15 protein-coding genes are annotated in these 19242 nt (G+C 48.8%); 8 read left to right on the top strand and 7 right to left on the bottom strand.

Going from position 1 to position 19242, the window contains the following annotated elements:
* Positions 1-451, top strand: a 451-nt coding sequence (locus AC4PME_RS12045) for a TonB-dependent receptor domain-containing protein (protein WP_491529616.1), incomplete at its 5' end; no start/stop codon positions are given.
* A 104-nt stretch (positions 452-555) separates the two neighbouring features.
* On the opposite strand, the gene AC4PME_RS12040 is transcribed toward AC4PME_RS12045, so the two are convergent.
* Both AC4PME_RS12040 and AC4PME_RS12035 read right to left on the bottom strand, forming a co-directional pair.
* Entirely contained in the window at positions 556-3405 is a 2850-nt protein-coding gene (locus AC4PME_RS12040) for an ATP-binding protein (RefSeq protein WP_119500223.1), read from the bottom strand.
* Entirely contained in the window at positions 3402-4580 is a 1179-nt protein-coding gene (locus AC4PME_RS12035; protein ID WP_119500224.1) for an ABC transporter substrate-binding protein, read from the bottom strand. The genes AC4PME_RS12040 and AC4PME_RS12035 overlap by 4 nt, the downstream gene beginning before the upstream one ends.
* 176 nt (positions 4581-4756) lie before the next feature.
* Between AC4PME_RS12035 and AC4PME_RS12030 the strand changes: the two genes are divergently transcribed.
* Both AC4PME_RS12030 and AC4PME_RS12025 read left to right on the top strand, forming a co-directional pair.
* Positions 4757-5272, top strand: coding sequence for a 3'-5' exonuclease family protein (locus tag AC4PME_RS12030; protein ID WP_119500225.1), 516 nt, complete (start codon positions 4757-4759; stop codon positions 5270-5272).
* Positions 5273-5290: 18 nt separating this feature from the next.
* Positions 5291-5980, top strand: a complete 690-nt coding sequence (locus tag AC4PME_RS12025) for an aspartate/glutamate racemase family protein (protein ID WP_491045186.1) — start codon at positions 5291-5293, stop codon at positions 5978-5980.
* 24 nt (positions 5981-6004) lie between these two features.
* On the opposite strand, the gene AC4PME_RS12020 is transcribed toward AC4PME_RS12025, so the two are convergent.
* Together AC4PME_RS12020 and metK are read right to left on the bottom strand one after the other, a co-directional pair.
* A complete protein-coding gene (locus AC4PME_RS12020; protein ID WP_491045187.1) occupies positions 6005-6502 on the bottom strand; it encodes a hypothetical protein in 498 nt (165 codons plus the stop codon).
* Between the two features lie 192 nt (positions 6503-6694).
* A complete protein-coding gene (metK, locus tag AC4PME_RS12015) occupies positions 6695-7840 on the bottom strand; it encodes a methionine adenosyltransferase (RefSeq protein ID WP_119500228.1) in 1146 nt (381 codons plus the stop codon).
* 464 nt (positions 7841-8304) lie between these two features.
* On the opposite strand from metK, the gene tkt reads away from it, so the two are divergent.
* From tkt to AC4PME_RS11990, 5 genes are all read left to right on the top strand, one after another.
* Positions 8305-10296, top strand: a complete 1992-nt coding sequence (gene tkt, locus AC4PME_RS12010) for a transketolase (RefSeq protein ID WP_119500229.1) — start codon at positions 8305-8307, stop codon at positions 10294-10296.
* A 24-nt stretch (positions 10297-10320) separates the two neighbouring features.
* On the top strand, positions 10321-11334 hold the full coding sequence (gene epd, locus AC4PME_RS12005) for an erythrose-4-phosphate dehydrogenase (protein ID WP_474844887.1): 1014 nt from the start codon (positions 10321-10323) through the stop codon (positions 11332-11334).
* Positions 11335-11365: 31 nt separating this feature from the next.
* Positions 11366-12541 (top strand): phosphoglycerate kinase, encoded by a 1176-nt coding sequence (locus AC4PME_RS12000; protein ID WP_491045188.1) that lies wholly within the window; start codon positions 11366-11368, stop codon positions 12539-12541.
* 124 nt (positions 12542-12665) lie between these two features.
* On the top strand, positions 12666-13565 hold the full coding sequence (locus AC4PME_RS11995) for a fructose bisphosphate aldolase (RefSeq protein WP_491045189.1): 900 nt from the start codon (positions 12666-12668) through the stop codon (positions 13563-13565).
* A 263-nt stretch (positions 13566-13828) separates the two neighbouring features.
* The gene (locus AC4PME_RS11990; RefSeq protein ID WP_491045190.1) at positions 13829-14989 is read left to right on the top strand and encodes a GGDEF domain-containing protein; all 1161 of its coding nucleotides are present in this window, start codon (positions 13829-13831) and stop codon (positions 14987-14989) included.
* 28 nt (positions 14990-15017) lie between these two features.
* Here the strand turns inward: AC4PME_RS11990 and ppx are convergent, their stop codons facing one another.
* From ppx to AC4PME_RS11975, 3 genes are all read right to left on the bottom strand, one after another.
* On the bottom strand, positions 15018-16553 hold the full coding sequence (gene ppx, locus AC4PME_RS11985; RefSeq protein ID WP_491045191.1) for an exopolyphosphatase: 1536 nt from the start codon (positions 16551-16553) through the stop codon (positions 15018-15020).
* A 6-nt stretch (positions 16554-16559) separates the two neighbouring features.
* Positions 16560-18629: a polyphosphate kinase 1 gene (gene ppk1 / locus AC4PME_RS11980; RefSeq protein WP_491045211.1), complete on the bottom strand. Its 2070-nt coding sequence runs from the start codon at positions 18627-18629 to the stop codon at positions 16560-16562.
* A gap of 105 nt (positions 18630-18734) precedes the next feature.
* Complete coding sequence (locus AC4PME_RS11975; RefSeq protein ID WP_491045192.1) at positions 18735-19241, bottom strand: glycine cleavage system transcriptional repressor; 507 nt, start codon at positions 19239-19241, stop codon at positions 18735-18737.
* Between the last annotated feature and the right edge of the window lies 1 nt (position 19242).

The raw sequence follows: 19242 nt of genomic DNA, 5'->3' as shown, positions 1-19242 counted from the left end.
TGGTGTTGAGTCAGACGGCATTGAAGCATCTGCACAATGGCAGGCGACGGAATACCTGAGCGTGTACGCATCGTATACCTACAACAATTCTGAATATGCAGAATCCCGTTATGAAGACATTGAAGGCAATACTGTTCTTGGCACCGCAAAAGACATGGCTGTTCTGAGCCTGGACTATGCGAAAAGCAATTACATTGCCGGTCTGAGCACAAAGTATGTCGGCCCCCGGTTTATGGATCAGGCGAATCTGACAGAAGTTGAGGAGTATGTGGTCAGCGATTTCTACGCAGGTGTCGTGCTGGACAACGTGGCAAGTGGCATTAAATCACTGGATGTACGCTTAACGGTGAATAACCTGTTTGACGAGAGCTATCTGGGCACAGTAGTCGCCGGTGCAGGCTGGATTGGTGCACCGAGAACTGCGGCTATAAACGTGAAAGCGGCGTTTTAAATCGCTTTGAAAATGTAGCAAAGGCCGGAAATTCCGGCCTTTGTTATTTCTGAAATACTGTACAGCAGTTTTCATGACCTGAACGCGGATAAAACTTCTAACCTTCAGCACATACGAGCAACAGCACTCAGCAAGTCTTCTGCGGAAAAAGGCTTGCTTATGTAATCGTCCATCCCGGCCGCTTCACACCGTTCTCTGTCACCCTTCATGGCATTAGCGGTAAGGGCAATCACCGGTACATTCAGGTATTTCTCGCCGGCGTCTCCGGCGCGAATACGCCGGGTTGTTTCAAATCCGTCCATTTCCGGCATGTGACAATCCATCAGGATCACATCAAAAGTCAGCTTCATTCTGTTTAACGCTTCCAGCGCTTCTTTACCGTTGCGGGCTGTCATGGTTTTATGCTGACTCAGGTGTTCTCTGGCAATAAGCTGGTTTATTTCATTGTCTTCGACAATGAGAATTTTGGCGCAGAAGTCTTTAGCCGGAAGCAGAGGGGCAGGGGCCTGAGAGTCGTTGTGGCTTTGTACCGGTTGTGTACCTTCAGCATTACCCTGAAGCATCACAAAGCTGAAACAGCTGCCACGGCCCTTCTCGCTGGTGACGGTTAAATCTCCGCCCATCAACTGACATAACTGCCTGCTGATGGATAATCCCAGCCCGGTACCACCAAATTTACGGGTTGTGGACACGTCTTCCTGGCTGAATACTTCAAAAATGCTGTCCAGATTCTCAGGCGCAATACCTATACCGGTATCTTCAACATCTCCCCGTAAGGTCCATTTCTGTTTATCACCAACAGTCAGAGCAAGACGCAGAGTAATGGTACCTTCTGATGTAAATTTCACTGCATTGCTTAGCAGATTACCCAGTACCTGTCGTAATCTTACCGGATCGCCGGTGACCATAGTCTGACCATTCAGATCACTTTCCAGTTTCAGTGTCAGTCCTTTCTCACCACAACTGATACAGAACTGGTCGTATATGGTTTTTATCAGTAATTCCAGATTAAACGGAATGGCTTCCAGATTGAGCTGTCCCGCCTCGATTTTTGAGAAATCGAGTATATCATCCACAATGTGCTGCAAGTTCTTCAGACTGTCTTTTGCCAAATCGACATAACGTTTCTGTGTACTGTCCAGCGGCGTCTTATTCACCAGTTGCAATGCACCAGATACACCATGCAGCGGGGTGCGGACTTCATGACTCATGCTGGCAAGGAAGCCGGATTTCAAACGGGCAGATTCTTCTGCCTTTAAGCGGGCGTCTTCAAGGTACTGCCGTGTTCGCTCCCGGTCTGTAACATCCTGAAAGAAAGCCACGAAATGCGTTAACTTATCCTCAGTGTAGACGGGTGTCAGGATCAACTGGTTGTAGAAAACAGAACCGTCTTTCTTGTGACAAATCAGCATTTCGTCAAAGGCATGACCATGTCTGAGGGCATATTTGATTTTATGCAGCTGGCTTGCTTCAGCTTTCATCTGATTTAACATCAGGAACGTTTGTCCCATGACTTCATCTTCATCAAAGCCGGTGATCAGACTAAAATGAGGATTAACGTAGATGGCTGGGAAGCCTGCTTCCTGAGCATCAACAATGAGTATCGACACGGTGGCAGATTTCATGGCATGACTGATTACGTTTATCTGATTTTCCAGCACCCGCCGCTGAGTCAGGTCATTGCCCACCAGAATACTGCCAACCTGCTTACGCTCATCGTCTATCAGAGGAAGCACCCGCCAGCTTAACGTGACCGGCCTCTTGTCACTTAAAGAGGCGTAGTGGCCGGTAAGAGACTGTTTGTCAGCAGATAAGTCAGCTTTTATATCTCTGAGCGTGTTGTCTGATAAATCATAATAGAGGGCGTATCGCTTATAAGCGCGGTTCGCCAGAATGTTCTCACCGGTTTCGTCCTGTACAACCAGGATCTCTTCCAGTGAATCCAGCACATTAGAAAATTGTCTGTTGGACAGGGAGATAGTAGATAAATTAATGATTAACTGATTAAACGCTGTCCGGATTTCGTTAAGTTCCGCAGGTTCATTTTCACTGCCGGTGCTGGTTCCCCCTTTCTTCCGGCTGGTACTGCGCTGAATATCATCGTGAAGCTGGCGCAGAGTTACTGCGCTCAGTTTTGCAGCGTGACTGGATGCGTAAACACTTACGATCACAGCAAAGGCTAGGGTGATCAAAATTGCCGGAATTAACCAGAGTACATTAGAGTAAGCTTCCAGCGCCGGCGCCTGACTGATAAGAGTCAGTCCCCGCCATTGCTCTGATTCAGACTCCCAACCGGAATAGGCTGCATGGTCAAATAGACTGCCTGGTCTGAACATCGCCGGTTTATTTGAATAAAGGATCTTCCCTTCATTGTCGAGAATTAACTGGTTTGCATCACTGTCCCGTTGATAAATTAATGCCTGCAGAGCCGGAATATGGAGTACCAGCGCACCTTCTGCTGAATCCGCGAGTAATACCGGTACCGCGATAATTGCACCGTCACCGGAAATATTATTATAAGGTTTCGATTCGTTCAGCACCGTTTCCTGCCACGCATTGGCCATCGATGCCGGCACCTGACCTTCCCAGTTGTTTGTGATGAGCGGTTCACCATTAAACTGAAACAATCCGAGACTGAAAGATCGGGCACGGGTAAAGCGCAAAGACTCAAAAAAGATGGGCAGGTAATTCTGCCGCTGCTGAATATCAATAAAACTGTTTATCAGCAGGTCGTTAGCCGCGATACCCTCCATTAACTGCTGCGTGCTGTCGAGGGTAAATGTGAGATCTGCCTTGAGGTGTGAGATATAAGTGCGCTGTTCATTCGCCACCTGCTTCTGTGCCACATAAAAAATACACAGGCACAAGATTATGCTGACAGCAATCAGTGCGACTAAAAGCCGTGGGAGTATGGTTTGCTGCAGTTGGGTATACAGCGAGGGGCGGGTACTCACCGGATATCTGAAACCGGGATAAGGTGTCCGTCTTCGTTAAACATCGCCATAAAATAATCCTCCGCCATTAATGCGTCATGCATATTTTCCGTAAACGCCGGCGCATATTGTTTCACTGCGCCTTGCAACACCGGCAAGTTCTCAAGGGCCTGACGAACAGCATCAGCTTCAACAGAGCCGGCTTTTTTCACTGCAGCAGTCAAAATATGGACCAGGTCATAGCTATGAGCAAGGCCCACAACAGCCGGAATTGCCTGTGGAGCAATATCGTCATAACGTTGGCGGTACGCTTTCAGTAAATAAGCAGAGCGGCTATTGTTCTGATATAAAAAGCTGAAAGTTTGAATGACAGACAAGTCGAGTTTAGATAGATCTGTCAGACCGACTTCCGCGACAAAATCACCACCTGCCAGACCCCAGTGAGCAATTAACGGCATTTCTGCCGCTTCCAGTTTGAGCAGAGCTTTGCTGACAACAGCTGCTTCAGGCGCATTAGAGACAAGAATAATAGCCCCGGCACCAGACTGGATAATCGCCGACATCTCATTGGTAAAATCTGTCTGGCGCCAGTTTATCCATTGTGTGCTCACGATTTTCAGGCCCTGATGTTCAGCCGCTTTAGATAATGATGTTAAATTTGAACGACCCCAGCCTGTACGCTCAAGTACCAGGGCAATTTCTTTAACTCCCCGTTCTCTGGCTGTTTTAATCAGAACTTCTCCGGCCTGCTCATCACGGATAGAGACACGAAAAACGTTATTTGGCGTGTAATGATTATCGACCAGTGATGTACCGGCGGCCCAGGGGCTCAGGAACAAGAGGTTGTTCTTATGCACTGCATCCAGTTCGGCCACAGCTACCGGTGTATGTACACCGCCAAAGATAGCCAGTAAATCCTGCCGCTTTGCCAGTTGTTCGACGTTATACACGCCGCGGGCCGGGTTTCCACGGTGATCCGTTGTGACCAGTGAGAGTTGGTGACCAAGAACGCCGCCATTGTTGTTAACTTCCGCGATGGCAATTTCCATTCCCCGGCGTATGGCGGTTCCGCCTTCCACGGCAACAGCACTGAGATCGGCATCAAGTGCCAGTACCAGCGGCGCTTTTTCCTGTGCCACGGCCAGGCTGCCGGCACCTGTCAGAGTAAGCAGAAAGATTAAGAGAAATCTGGTCATATTCAGTCACGTAAACGTAAAGGAAAACGGTTGTTTTAAAAGGGCTCGGGATAATATTAGTATTTGCATGCGATTCTGCAATTAGACAAAGGATGGTGGAATTTATCAGAATAAAAACTTGCACCTTTCAGGTTAGAGACTTAGTTTTAACGTATAACGAATAAATCAAAATTAGCGTGCAAAATCATTATCCTCCTACCATTTTGGATGTCGAAGCCAGCGGGTTCGGCAGCGACAGTTTTCCCATCGAAATCGGTGTGAAGCGTTCTGATGGTGCGCGCTTTTGTCGTCTGATAAAGCCCTATCAGCGCTGGACGCACTGGAACAGCGAGGCCGAATCTCTACACGGTATTACCCGCGATGTGCTTTCCCGATACGGCATTGACGGCAGGGAAGTGTGCATTCAGCTCAATGCCTTCATGCAAAACAGCACCGCCTATTCAGACGGCTGGGTGGTGGATTATCCCTGGCTGATCAAACTCTACGCAGAAGCCGGCATAGAAATGGACTTTAAGCTGACAGCGCTGGAATACCTGTTATCTGAAAACCAGATGCAACACTGGCATGAAGTGAAGCAGACTCTGGTCAATCAGCAGTGTGTTAAACGCCATCGTGCCAGTGTAGATGCGGAGCTCATCCAGCAAACCTTCATGACTACAGCATCCATGCCGATGCCGGCACTGGCAAGATAGTACGTACAGGGAACTTCAATGAAGCAGATTGGTATTATCGGTGGCATGAGCTGGGAATCATCGGCAATGTATTACCGCCTGATTAACAGCTATGTGAAACAACGTCTGGGCGGGCTGCACAGTGCACGCATATTACTGAACAGCGTGGATTTCGCAGAGATTAGCCAGTGGCAGCATGAAAATAACTGGGATGCACTTACCCGGGCGATGGTTCAGGCTGCAAAACAACTGGAAGCCGGCGGCGCAGACGGCGTTGCTATTGCGACTAATACGATGCACAAAGTCGCTCCTGAAGTAGAAAAGGCCCTGAACATACCCTTACTCCATATTGCTGATGCGACAGCCAGTGTGTGCGAGCGCGGGGGCATAAATAAAGCAGCCCTGACAGGCACCCGGTTCACCATGGAGCAAGCATTCTATACTGAACGGCTGCAAGGGTATGGGATCACTGTCCTGACACCGGATATGGCCGGCCGGCAGGTCATTCATGACATTATTTATAATGAACTGTGCAAAGGCGAAACACGGGCATCCTCAAAAGAGATTTATCAGCAAATCATTGAGCAAATGGCAGCAGACGGTGCGCAGGCTGTCATTCTCGGCTGCACGGAAATTGGTATGTTGATAAAGTCCGGAGATGTCAGTATTCCGGTACTGGACACCACGGAAATTCATTGCGAAAGCATTGTGGATTTTATGCTGGGGTAACGCAGGCCGTTGTCTGAGTAAGGGTCAGAAATAGTACTGCACGCCGAGCAACAATGAATTGATGTCTTTATCACTCACTTCCCTATACTGGTACTCCACTGCCATTTTCACCGAATTTAATTCTCCGATTTGCCAGCCGACGCTGGCGGCGGTGCCTGCATTGTAAGGCAGATAAAGCCAGTCAGAATAGGCGGCCTGTTGATCGTTACTGGTTTGCAGAGCTGCGAAAATGCGTTGACTGGAGTCTTTTAACAATGAGCGGCTGGCCGAGACCCTCACGGAGTCTACGGAGTGATACGTACTAATCTTGTCAACCCACTGGTCGTGATAAGGCAGCTCGCGGTTGTAGCGCACCCCAAATCGCCAGGCTGGCAGGCGCTGACTGCGAAATGAAATTTCAGACTGATAGGGGGAGGCAACGTATACCGGCTGACTTTTTTTCGTAGCAGAAAGTACACTGTCGCCTGCATGACACAGCGTACTTAATAAAGTCAGACAACTCACTAGCCAGAAGCATTTCATGGCATGGTTCCTATGTGTGTGCCTGAGTCTGCAGCTCAGTTAGGGATTGATTATCGGGCAGGCAATGCGATTTATACTTAAGTGTAGTTGGTTTGGATGATTATCCCAGTGGGAAAATGTAATTATTTTTAAAATAATTTAAATAAAAAAAGCGGCATGTTCCCACATGCCGCTTTCCTTTTATCTTTGTTTTTATACAGAGGCTTTAAGCGCTTCTGCTTTGTCAGTGGCTTCCCACGGGAATTCATCACGGCCGAAGTGACCGTAAGCAGCCGTCGGACGGTAAATCGGACGTTCCAGATCAAGCATCTTGATCAGGCCGTAAGGACGTAAGTCAAAGTGTTCACGTACCAGTGCCACCAGTGTTTTCTCATCAACCACGCCTGTACCAAACGTTTCAATACTGATAGATGTTGGCTCTGCTACACCGATAGCGTAAGACACCTGAATTTCACAACGCTTCGCCAGACCGGCTGCAACGATATTCTTCGCCACATAACGACCTGCATATGCCGCCGAGCGGTCTACTTTTGACGGATCTTTGCCGGAGAATGCACCACCACCGTGACGGGCCATACCGCCGTAGGTATCTACGATAATTTTACGGCCAGTCAGACCACAGTCACCCATTGGGCCGCCAATTACAAAACGACCAGTCGGGTTAATGTGGAATTGAGTATTTTTGGTCAGCCATTCCGAAGGCAATACAGGCTTAATCACTTCTTCCATAACGGCTTCGCGAAGTTGCTCTGTGGTGACCTTTTCATTGTGCTGAGTAGACAGAACAACAGCATCAATACCCACCGGCTTGTCGTTCTCATAAATAAAAGTCACCTGACTTTTCGCATCAGGGCGCAGGAAATCGAGCTGGCCGGATTTTCTGACTTCAGCCTGCTTTTGTACCAGGCGGTGTGCGTAGGTGATCGGTGCCGGCATTAATACGTCAGTTTCGTCACTGGCATAGCCGAACATCAGACCCTGGTCACCGGCACCCTGTTCTTCAGGGCGGGCACGGTCAACACCCTGATTAATGTCAGGAGATTGCTTACCAATCGCATTCAGCACAGCACAGGAGTCAGCATCAAAGCCTACATCTGAGTGGTTGTAACCAATTTCTTTTACCGTCTGACGGGTCAATTCTTCAATATCGACCCAGGCGGATGTGGTGATCTCACCACCTACCAGTACCATACCGGTTTTTACATACGTTTCGCAGGCAACCCGTGCTTTGGGATCCTGTTCTAATATGGCGTCAAGCACAGCATCTGAAATCTGGTCGGCAATTTTATCCGGATGTCCTTCTGAGACTGATTCCGATGTGAATAAATGTGCGGCCATAAATCCTCCGTTATTTCTGGGTTAACCAATACATCACTATCATAAGCTTAAGTGACTGGCTGGTTGGGTATATTCGTTCGCCCCCGGGTATATTCTGTCGTCCCGGACGATGAACAGCATTGTACCGGGTTCGTGTAAAAATACCATCTTTACTTCTGGACGTCTAAAAGTCTATTTGTTACGTTTCGTTGACAGTCCGGTTCGTTATTACGTGAGTAAGACGAAAAACGATTTCTGTCAGCAGAGAACCTGTTTTGCGCAACGACTATCCGAATAATTGTTATAAGTTAACTAAATTCGATAAGTGCACCCGGTATAAAACACATTGAACTGGTTATGCGCTTAGGTAAGAATAGTCGCCAGTTTGAAAATTCATAGTCGGCAGCAGGAATTCCTATCCGTTTCCGGATTAATGTCCGGGTTGTCAGTGTCAAAGTTTTAAGCAAATTATTAAAGGAGTTAGCATGCCAACTCGTCGTGAACTTGCCAACGCTATCCGCGCACTAAGCATGGATGCAGTTCAGCAAGCCAAATCAGGCCACCCGGGCGCCCCTATGGGTATGGCGGATATCGCGCAGGTTTTGTGGTGCGATTATCTTTCTCATAACCCGTCTAATCCTAACTGGGCGAACCGCGACCGTTTTGTGCTTTCAAACGGTCACGGCTCTATGCTGCTTTATTCATTGCTGCATCTTACGGGTTACGATCTGCCGTTAGAAGAGCTGAAAAATTTCCGTCAGTTACATTCTAAAACCCCTGGTCACCCTGAATATGGCTATGCGCCGGGTGTTGAAACCACCACCGGCCCGCTGGGACAAGGGATCAGCAACGCCGTAGGTATGGCGCTGGCAGAGAAAGTGCTGGCTGCACAGTTTAATCAGGACGGCCACGATATCGTCGACCATTACACCTACACGTTCCTGGGTGACGGCTGTCTGATGGAAGGTATTTCTCATGAAGTTTGCTCATTAGCCGGCACTTTAGGTCTTGGCAAGCTGGTGGCGTTCTACGATGACAACGGCATCTCTATCGACGGCGAAGTGGAAGGATGGTTCACCGACGATACTGTGAAGCGTTTCGAATCATACGGCTGGCATGTCATTGCCGGTGTTGATGGTCACAACCCTGATCAAATCCGTAAAGCGGTTGATGAAGCCCGCGCGAATACCACACAGCCTACACTTATCTGCTGCAAAACCATTATCGGTTTTGGTTCCCCTAACAAGCAGGGCAAAGAAGATTGTCACGGCGCCCCGCTGGGTGATGACGAAATTGCATTAACCCGCAAAGAACTTGGCTGGACCCACGGTGCCTTCGAAGTACCACAGGATATTTACGCTGAGTGGGATGGTAAAGAAAAGGGCAGTGCGGCAGAAGCGAGCTGGAACGAAGCGTTTGCAGCCTATGAAAAAGCGTTCCCTGAACTGGCAGCAGAATTCAGCCGCCGCGTAAACGGTGATGTTCCGGCTGACTTCGTTGAAAAAGCGGATGCTTACATTGCAAAACTGCAAGCTAATCCTGATGCCCCGGCAACCCGTAAAGCATCGCAGAATGCACTGAATGCATATGGTCCGTTACTGCCGGAATTGCTGGGCGGTTCTGCTGACCTTGCCGGTTCTAACCTGACAATCTGGTCAGGCTCAAAAGGTGTTGATGAGAAAGACGCATCCGGTAACTACATCTATTACGGTGTACGTGAGTTCGGTATGTCGGCAATGATGAACGGCATTACCCTGCACGGCGGCTTTAAAGCGTACGGCGCGACCTTCCTGATGTTTATGGAATATGCACGCAACGCAGTGCGAATGGCCGCGCTGATGAAAGCGCCGTCTATCTTTGTCTATACCCACGATTCTATTGGTCTGGGTGAAGATGGTCCTACGCACCAGCCGGTTGAGCAACTGGTGGCATTACGCTCTACGCCTAACCTTGACAACTGGCGGCCTTGTGACCAGGTTGAGTCTGCGGTTGCCTGGAAAGAAGCAATTTTACGCACCGAAGGTCCTACCACCTTAATTTTTACCCGTCAGGGTTTACCGCAGCAAGCACGCTCTGCTGAGCAGGTTGCTGACATCGCTAAAGGTGGTTATATCCTTAAGGATACTGAAGGTACACCGGATGTACTGCTGATCGGCACCGGCTCTGAAGTGCAACTGGCTGTCGCTGCCAGCGAGCAACTGGCTGAGAAGGGTGTTAAAGCCCGTGTGGTTTCTATGCCTTGTACTGATGCGTTTGACCGTCAGGATGCTGAATATCGTGAAGCTGTTCTGCCTTCAAGTGTTACTAAGCGTGTTGCAGTTGAAGCATTAGCGAAAGATTCCTGGTATAAATACACAGGTTTCGGCGGCGCAATTGTGGGCATGGACACCTTTGGTGAATCCGGTCCGGCAGGAGAACTGTTCAAACACTTCGGCATTACAACAGATGCCGTTGTTGAGGCAGCGTTGTCTTTATAATAGTTCGACAACAGGCGGTTTTTTATGGTCCGTGTAGCCATAAATGGGTTTGGCCGCATTGGTCGTAACGTACTGCGCGCCCTGTATGAAACAGGGCGCAATCAATTGATTAAAGTAGTTGCGATTAACGACCTGGCAGAACCTCAAGGCATAGCCCATCTGCTCAAATACGACACCACGCATGGTCGGTTCGGGTTTGATGTGGCGCTACAAGACGAACAGTTAATGGTGGCGGGTGACAGTATCCGCCTGTTGGCTGAACCAGATATTCACAACCTCCCCTGGGACACTCTGGGGGTGGATATTGTGCTCGAATGTACCGGTGTATTTTCTGACCGGCAGGCCGGTCAGGCCCATCTTGATGCCGGTGCCGGCAAAGTGCTCTTTTCACAGCCCGGCAGCACCGATTTAGACAACACCATCATTTTTGGCACCAACGAAGAATCGTTGTTACCTGAACACAAACTGGTATCTAACGGCTCGTGCACCACGAACTGTATTGTTCCTGTCATCCAGGCGCTGGATAATGCTTTCGGCGTATTAAGCGGCACAATCACTACCATACATGCGTCAATGCATGATCAGCAGGTGATTGATGCTTATAACAAAGATCTCCGTCGTGCCAGAGCTGCGAGTCAGTCTATCATTCCTGTCGACACCCGGTTAGCCGCCGGCATCGAACGTATTCTGCCAAAGTTTGCAGGTAAGTTTGAAGCCATTGCGGTGCGGGTACCCACAGTCAATGTGACGGCCATGGATTTAAGTGTCACGCTGGACACAGAAGTGAACATCACTGATGTGAACAACGCACTGAAAAAAGCGCGCGAAGGGCGACTTTCCGGTATATTGGGTTATTCGGAAGCGCCGTTAGTCTCAGTAGATTTTAATCACGATCCTCATTCATGCATTGTTGACGGAACGCAAACCCGTGTAAGTCACCGTCAGCTGGTGAAAACGCTGGTGTGGTGTGACAATGAATGGGGTTTTGCAAATCGAATGATTGATACCACGCTGGCCATGTACCAGTCGGGGTGTTGAGGAAATTAACTTCAGTTTTTAAGGGAAAACTATGGCAATTCCAAGCATGCAGGATTTGGCGCTGAACGGTCAGCGCGTGTTGATCCGTCAGGATCTCAACGTACCGGTAAAAGACGGTAAAGTTATGTCAGATGCGCGTATCAAAGCATCTATCCCTACAATCAAAGCTGCTCTGGAAGCCGGCGCAGCGGTAATGGTGATGTCTCACCTGGGTCGTCCTGAAGAAGGCAAATACGAAGAAGAATATTCACTGCAACCAGTCGTGGATTACTTAAATGGTGCACTGGACGTGTCAGTGTCGCTGGTTAAAGACTATCTGAACGGTGTTGACGTGAAGCCGGGCGAACTGGTTATTCTGGAAAACGTTCGTTTTAATAAAGGCGAAAAGAAAGACGACGAAACCCTGTCAAAACAATACGCTGCGCTGTGCGACATCTTTGTCATGGATGCCTTCGGTACAGCTCACCGTGCTCAGGCGTCGACACATGGTGTCGCAAAATTTGCGCCAAAAGCATGTGCTGGCCCGCTGCTTGCAGCTGAACTGGATGCACTGGGTAAAGCATTAGATAATCCTAAGCGTCCGATGGTTGCTATTGTGGGTGGTTCAAAGGTTTCTACCAAACTTACCGTGCTGAAAACGCTGGCAGAGAAAGTGGACCAGCTTATTGTTGGTGGTGGTATCGCCAATACGTTCATTGCAGCTCAGGGCCACAATGTGGGCAAATCACTGGTTGAAATGGACCTGGTTGATGAAGCGAAAGAGCTCATTGCACAGGCGCAGGCAAACGGCGGTGATATTCCGGTACCTACTGATGTGGTCACCGGTACTGAGTTCTCTGAAACCACGCCGGCCACATTAAAGGCGGTGGATCAAATCGGCGACGACGACATGGTGTTCGATATCGGTCCTGATTCGTCGGCGGCGTTAGAAACAATTTTGAAAAATGCGGGCACAATTGTCTGGAACGGTCCTGTGGGCGTATTTGAATTCGATCAATTCGCCGCAGGCACAAAAGCGTTAGCACAGGCTATTGCAGACAGTGACGCATTCTCTATTGCAGGTGGCGGTGACACGTTAGCGGCAGTAGATAAGTATGATATCGCAGATAAGATATCTTACATCTCTACCGGCGGTGGTGCTTTCCTTGAGTTCCTGGAAGGTAAAACCCTGCCAGCGGTCGCTGTTTTAGAAGAAAAAAACCAATAATAAAAACAGCGCTCGTGTAACGAAATTCGTTACTCAACTTGTCCGGCGAACAGTGACGTTTGCCGGCATTATTATAAACCCTACAGCCGTCTTTACACGCGGCACATAAAAAGGAGTGTTGCTCATGGCATCACAAGCGCAGCAGGCTATGCTGGATAAAATTAAAGTCCAAAAAGGTTTCATTGCAGCCCTCGATCAAAGCGGAGGCAGTACACCTAAAGCTCTGAAACTTTATGGCATCGATCCGTCTGCTTACAGCACAGACGAAGAAATGTTCGACATGGTACATGCCATGCGAACCCGCATTATTACCAGTGATGTGTTCAGTGGTGAACGCGTTCTGGGTGCTATTCTGTTTGAAAATACCCTCGACCGGGAAATCGAAGGCATGCCTTCGGCAAAATTCCTGTGGGAGAAAAAGCGTGTGGTTCCTTTCCTCAAGGTAGACAAGGGACTTGAGGATGAGGCAAACGGTGTTCAGCTGATGAAGCCTATTCCTACCCTGGATACCCTGCTTGCTAAAGCTGTGGCGCAGGACGTATTCGGTACCAAGATGCGTTCAGTGGTCAAACTGGCTAATCATGAAGGAATTAAAGCCATCGTTGCGCAACAGTTTGAGGTGGGTAAGCAAATCCTGGCTGCAGGTCTGGTGCCTATCATCGAGCCTGAAGTCGATATCAACAGCCCGGAGAAGGCGGAAGCAGAAGCATTGCTTAAACTGGAAATTATGACGCAGCTTAATCTGCTGAATGAAGGCCAGGAGGTGATGCTGAAACTTACCTTGCCAACACAGAACAATTTCTATAAAGAACTGGTTGATCACCCTAAAGTGATTAAAGTAGTGGCATTGTCAGGGGGTTATACACGTGATGAAGCGAATGCAAAACTGGCAGAAAACCCGGGTATCATCGCCTCGTTCTCCCGAGCATTAACCGAGGGTGTAAGCGCTCAGCAGTCGCAGGAAGAGTTCGACAGTACGCTGGATGCTGCCATTGAGTCGATCTATCAGGCGTCAAAATCTTAATTCATATCAACAAACCGGTAAGATCCTGCTTACCGGTTTGCTTTCTTTTTCCTCACACACTTTGCTGTCTTTAAGTTCTGCTTTATACTTTATTAGTAGATTCTAATTTATATCCTGTCTGAGTGTAGTTTATTAAGCATTTCATGCTACGAAATTGACAGATTGAAGCCGGCTGGACTATGGTTTCACATTGGCTAAAACTCCAACAAAGCGGCGCGAAGGCATGCGCCGGAATACTTCGCCAATAAAAGGGATCCGTTGTAGTGAGCAATACAGAACACATCTATTTTTTAATTGGCATTCTTGGTTTGCTGGTAACGGTAGGTGTTGTGTTTACTTTCGCCCTGCCTGTGCCTAATCACCGCTATAAAGCGCAATCGCCGGTTTTTGGCCGGCTGTTCCTCATTTCAGTCTGGTTTGCATTTCTGGCTATTTGTCTGGAACCGCTGGGCTATCCTCTGGCCAGCGCGGCCACCCTGAACCTGTGTATTTTACTGGCGATGTATATGTTGCTGATGGTGGTAATGCGGCGCTATGGATTACCTCTCAGGCCGCTGGAAGCTGCCGGCATAGTGTGTCACCTTATCTTGTGTGAAGCCGTGTCTTTGTATTTTTATCTGGTCAATGACCAGGTGCTTATCAGGGAACTCATTGTCTCCGCATGTGTGCTGGTACCGCTGGGAATGGCTCTGAAGCTCATTTACCGGCATATTCCGCAAAATAAGGGCGGCGATGAAATGATTTTCGTCGTAGTCGCTATTACTACTGTGGGCGTCGTTTTCGGGGTGCCGGTTTATCTCTCCATGCTGGAAGAAGGGGAGTCAGTCAGTACCAATGTGGCGTTTGTCGCGATCTTTTTTCTGACTATCCTGTTCATGCTGGGCTTTCCCACCAGTCTGATGCAATCCTTATTTCAGCGACTCAGTACCCAGGTGTATATCGATGCTTTGACAGGCACGAAAAATCGCCACTTTCTCTACAAAGAAGCACCGAAAATGCTGTCTCATACACGCCGGCATAACCAGCCCCTGTCCCTGGTGGCCTGCGACATTGATTATTTCAAAGCTGTGAATGACAAGGTCGGTCATCCCATGGGAGATATTGCCCTGAGGCGATTTACTGAAATTGTGGAAACATCTCTGCGGGATGGCGATACCATGATTCGTATGGGTGGCGAAGAGTTTTTGATCCTGCTTCCGAACAGCAAGCTGATGGAGGCCAGTACTCTGGCTGAACGGCTTTGTGAGCAGGTCCGCAGCAGCGAAATACAACTGGAAAAAGCGACGATCACACTCACAGCGTCATTTGGTGTTGCCGGTATCAGCGAAGATGAGACTATTTTCGATGGTATCCGCTACGCTGATGAAGCCCTTTACAGAGCCAAGGCATCAGGCCGCGATCAGGTAAAACGGGCACAGAGCTGAATCTGGCTTATAAACAGCTCTGCATTACTCAGTTTTCCTGAATCACTAACTCCAGTTCCAGTGTTTTCCAGTAAAGGATTTCTTGCTGAAGATCCGCTGACATGATGGGTTTGGTTTCCAGCCATCCGGTAGGAAACGTAAGTGTCAGGGCATGTTTGGATGCATTCACTTTCATTTCCGGCAGAAACGCTTCCTGACGTTTGATGTTCAGTAATGCGCCCAGACGAATAAGACAAATGGCCCGTTTCACGGCATTACTGTCAAACAGTTGAAACTCAGGGATCTCAGCCACTTTAATTTTCTTACGGTGAAAACGAACCAGCGTGGCCAGTAAATCCTGTTGCTCTTGGGTAAAGCCGGGCATATCCACATTCGCTAAAATATAAGCCGAGTGCCGCTGCACACCACGGGAGTTTATTTGTAAACCGACTTCGTGTAACAGGGCTGCCCATCCCAGCATGGCGCGGAAATCTTTGTTTTTGAACTTCCAGTCACCGGACGCCTGGTCAAAAAGACTCAGGGTAGTGGTAAGCACCATGTTCGCCTGATCGGTGTCCACATCGTACCGCGTGGCGAGGCTCTTTGCTGTCCGCTCACGGATATCGGTGTGTTTAAGTTCATCTTCCATCTGATACAACACTCCTTCCCGCAGAGCGGCCGGGGAGTATTGCAGGGTGTCGATACCTAATGACTCAAAAATACCGATAAGAATGGCCAGACCGCCAGCTATTACTCCACGACGGTCATCACTGATTTCCGGCATAGTGAGTTTGTCGGTGTGGCCTGCCTCGATGAAAGACTTCATCAGATTGCGCAAACTTTTCAGCGTCACCGGCTCATCGTGACCGTTGGATTTGTCGCGCTGGGCAAGGCTGAACAGGGTTTTAATTGTGCCGGACGTACCGATACACTGAGACCAGCCTAACTGCTTGTAGCGGTTCTCAATCATTTCAAGTTCTTGCTTCGCCGCAGTAATGGCACGGTTGAAGTTTTTGGCTTTTAATTCACCGTCAGCAAAGAAGCGATTGGTATAACTGACGCATCCCATTTGTAAAGAGCGGCAAATCAGCGGGTCAAAGCCTTCGCCAATAACGAATTCTGTGGAGCCGCCGCCAATGTCAGCCACTAAACGGCGGCCGTCGCTGTGGTTGGTATGGGCTACGCCCTGATAAATTAAGCGGGCTTCTTCCACACCGGAGATAATTTCGATGGGGTAGGGCAATACTTCACGGGCTGCATTGATAAATGCACGGGCATTGACTGCACGGCGAAGGGTATGCGTTGCAACAATACGCACCGAATCCGGTTCGAAGCCCCGCAGGCTGTCAGCCACCAGTTGCAGCATTTTAAGGCCACGCTCAATCGCTTCATCAGACAATACGTTGTCTTCGCTTAAGCCCGCCACCAGACGAACTTTTTCTTTCAGGCGGTGAAGGATCTGAACGGAGCCCGCATTAATACGGGCAACCACCAGGTGGAAGCTGTTTGAGCCAATATCAAGCGCCGCAACCTTAGTAGTGTCACGGCTTTCAACAGCTTCAAATACGGATTCGGAGGGACTCAAATGGCGTTACTCATCTTCGAGACGCTTAAGATAGTCATAGATTTCTATCTGTGAGCGTAGTTTTTTACGGTTACCCCTACGAACGTACTTATTCGTCTGTTCCTTGTCAATCACCCGCGCTTTCAACGTGTCTTTAAATTGCAGCTCAAGGACATCGACAATTTGCTGTTGCAGACGTTTATCGTATACCGGACAACCTACTTCAATCCGGTTGTCCATGTTACGGGTCATCCAGTCCGCCGATGAGATAAATACTTTTCTGTCACCGCCACCTTCAAATACCATCACCCTGGGGTGTTCCAGGAACCGGTCAACGATGCTGGTAATAGTGATGTTTTCGCTTATGCCCGGAAGACCCGGGACCAGAGAACACATGCCCCGCACAATACCGCGAATCTTCATGCCGGCCTGACTGGCGCGGTACAGGTCGTCAATCAGCTCCTTGTCGACCAGGTTGTTTATTTTGAAGGTGATCTGGGCTTTGTGGCCTTCCTTTAAATACTGAATTTCCTGGCGGATTAGCGACTGAATTTTATTACGGCTGTTCAGCGGCGAAATTTGCAGATGCTGGAACTTATAGCGGCGGTACGGGTACTGAATGAGATCGAAAACACTGGCGGCTTCTTCTGCCAGTTCCTGATTACGGGTAAACAAACTGAAGTCGGTATAAATCTTCGCGGTTTTCTCGTTAAAGTTACCGGTACCGAAGTGCGCGTAATTGACCAGCGATCCCCGTTCCTCACGGGTTACCAGACACAGCTTACTGTGAATTTTTAACGTGGGAACGCCTAACACAACGCGGATACCCGCGTTTGTCATCCGGCGGGACCATTCAATGTTGGCTTCTTCATCGAAACGGGCACGAAGCTCTACGACTACGGTTACTTTCTTGCCGTTGTCTACTGCATCAATGAGCGAGTTAATGATCCGCGAATTGCTTGCAACCCGGTAAATGTTAATACGAATAGACTTTACGCTCGGGTCGAAAGCTGCCTGACGTAAAAACTCGGTGAAATGCAGAAAGCGGTGATACGGATAGTACAGCAGTATATCGTGAGCGGTAATGGCATCGAAGACGGTATTGTGGGTTGAGAACATCTTCGTGTCGATGGCCGGCAGCTTTGGATTTTCCAGGTACTCGCGGCCTACATTCGGAAAGCCGATGAAGTCTTTGAAGTTCCGGTAATGACCTGCAGCATGCATGGTGTCCAGCTTAGTGACTTTCAGGCGTTTACGTAAATCCACTACCATGTCTTCCGGCATGGAGTAGTCGTAGATAACACGTACAGGTTCGGCGATCAGGCGTTGCTTCATACTCTCGGACATCTTGTCCATATAGCTCTCATCAATTTCGTCATTGATGGAGTATTCAGAGTCGCGGGTCATTTTAAAGGAATAAGCTTCAAGAGAATCGTATTTCACGAAGCCACGGAATATTTCTTCAAGACAAAGCTGGATGACGTCATCCAGCAAAATAATGTGCTTTTTCTTACGGCTTTTTTCCGGCGGGATCAGGATGAAACGTGAGGTTTCTGACGTGGGCACCTGAACAACGGCGTATCGGGTATTTTTGCCTGTGCGACGTAATGCCACATACAAGTAAACGGATGTGCCGTTAAGGCGGCTCAGCAGATCGGTTTTTTTGTCAATCAGGATAGGCGCAATGTGGCGCAGAATTTTATTGACGAAGAGGTTGCGCAACCACACCCGCTGGTAATCGTTCAGTTCATCTTTTCGCAGAATGAAAATGTTGTAACGGGCCAGAGCCTTCAGCACATCTTTGTGAATTTCATCGAACTTGTTGGAAAGATGTACCACTTTCTTCTGAATTTCCGCCATTAAAGCCATCAGTTTATTGGCTTCATCATCACTGCCATTGTCTTCTGCAATCGTGATTTGACGTTTTACGTCGGCGGCGCGGACACGGTAGAATTCGTCCAGGTTGTTCGAATAAATGCCCAAAAAGCGAATGCGCTCCACTGCCGGATTATTTTTGTCGGCAGCCTCCTGCAGCACCCGTTCATTAAAGGCCAGCCAGCTAAGTTCTTTGGGGTAATACAGTTCGTTGTGTTCCATACTTACGGTTTTACAATTCAAAAGTTGCAAAGCCTGCCACTTATCCGTGACAACCGTGTGACAGGCGGGGTTTCCGGCACGGAACCGGAAGTAATTTTCGTAGCGTTATACGCTGGTGTTGATGTCGACAACCAGGTCGTTTGCGATACCTTCCAGCGCTGTTTGCAGTGCACAGTCGTCGAATGACTCCGGCACGGCGATAACCGCTTTAGCTTTAAACATCAGACTTCCCCAGTTGGGGGCACTCTCGCAACGGGAATCAAAAGAGACAATATTCAGGTTGAACTGGTTTAGAATATTTGTCAGTTCCTGTACGATGCCGGGCTTATCGTTACCCATGATTTCTACTTTAAGGGTGTCGCTGAAGGTCTGAGAATTCTCAGCAACAGTGACAGACTGCACAGTTAAATCGGGCAGGCTGTCTAAGGCCGATACCAAATCATCGTGTTTTTCTTTGGGAACATGTACCTCAACGAAACCGGTAAACAGTCCAGCCATATGAGCAAAGCTGCTGCCCAACCAGTTGGCATCGTGACGATAAACACACTTGGCAAGGGCATCAACCAGACCGGGTTTGTCCTTGCCCATGATAGTAATGATCAGAGGTTGCATT

This window comes from Alteromonas sp. (assembly GCF_984505615.1).
Note: the sequence above shows the minus strand (reverse complement) of the source record. Positions and strands in the feature narration are given on the sequence as shown.

Coding starts and splice junctions, on each gene's coding strand:
- AC4PME_RS12000 (WP_491045188.1), top strand. CDS start 11,366: ATGGCAATTCCAAGCATGCAGGATTTGGCGCTGAACGGTCAGCGCGTG.
- ppk1 (WP_491045211.1), bottom strand. CDS start 18,629: ATGGAACACAACGAACTGTATTACCCCAAAGAACTTAGCTGGCTGGCC.
- metK (WP_119500228.1), bottom strand. CDS start 7,840: ATGGCCGCACATTTATTCACATCGGAATCAGTCTCAGAAGGACATCCG.
- tkt (WP_119500229.1), top strand. CDS start 8,305: ATGCCAACTCGTCGTGAACTTGCCAACGCTATCCGCGCACTAAGCATG.
- AC4PME_RS12035 (WP_119500224.1), bottom strand. CDS start 4,580: ATGACCAGATTTCTCTTAATCTTTCTGCTTACTCTGACAGGTGCCGGC.
- AC4PME_RS11975 (WP_491045192.1), bottom strand. CDS start 19,241: ATGCAACCTCTGATCATTACTATCATGGGCAAGGACAAACCCGGTCTG.
- AC4PME_RS12025 (WP_491045186.1), top strand. CDS start 5,291: ATGAAGCAGATTGGTATTATCGGTGGCATGAGCTGGGAATCATCGGCA.
- AC4PME_RS11995 (WP_491045189.1), top strand. CDS start 12,666: ATGGCATCACAAGCGCAGCAGGCTATGCTGGATAAAATTAAAGTCCAA.
- epd (WP_474844887.1), top strand. CDS start 10,321: ATGGTCCGTGTAGCCATAAATGGGTTTGGCCGCATTGGTCGTAACGTA.
- AC4PME_RS12020 (WP_491045187.1), bottom strand. CDS start 6,502: ATGAAATGCTTCTGGCTAGTGAGTTGTCTGACTTTATTAAGTACGCTG.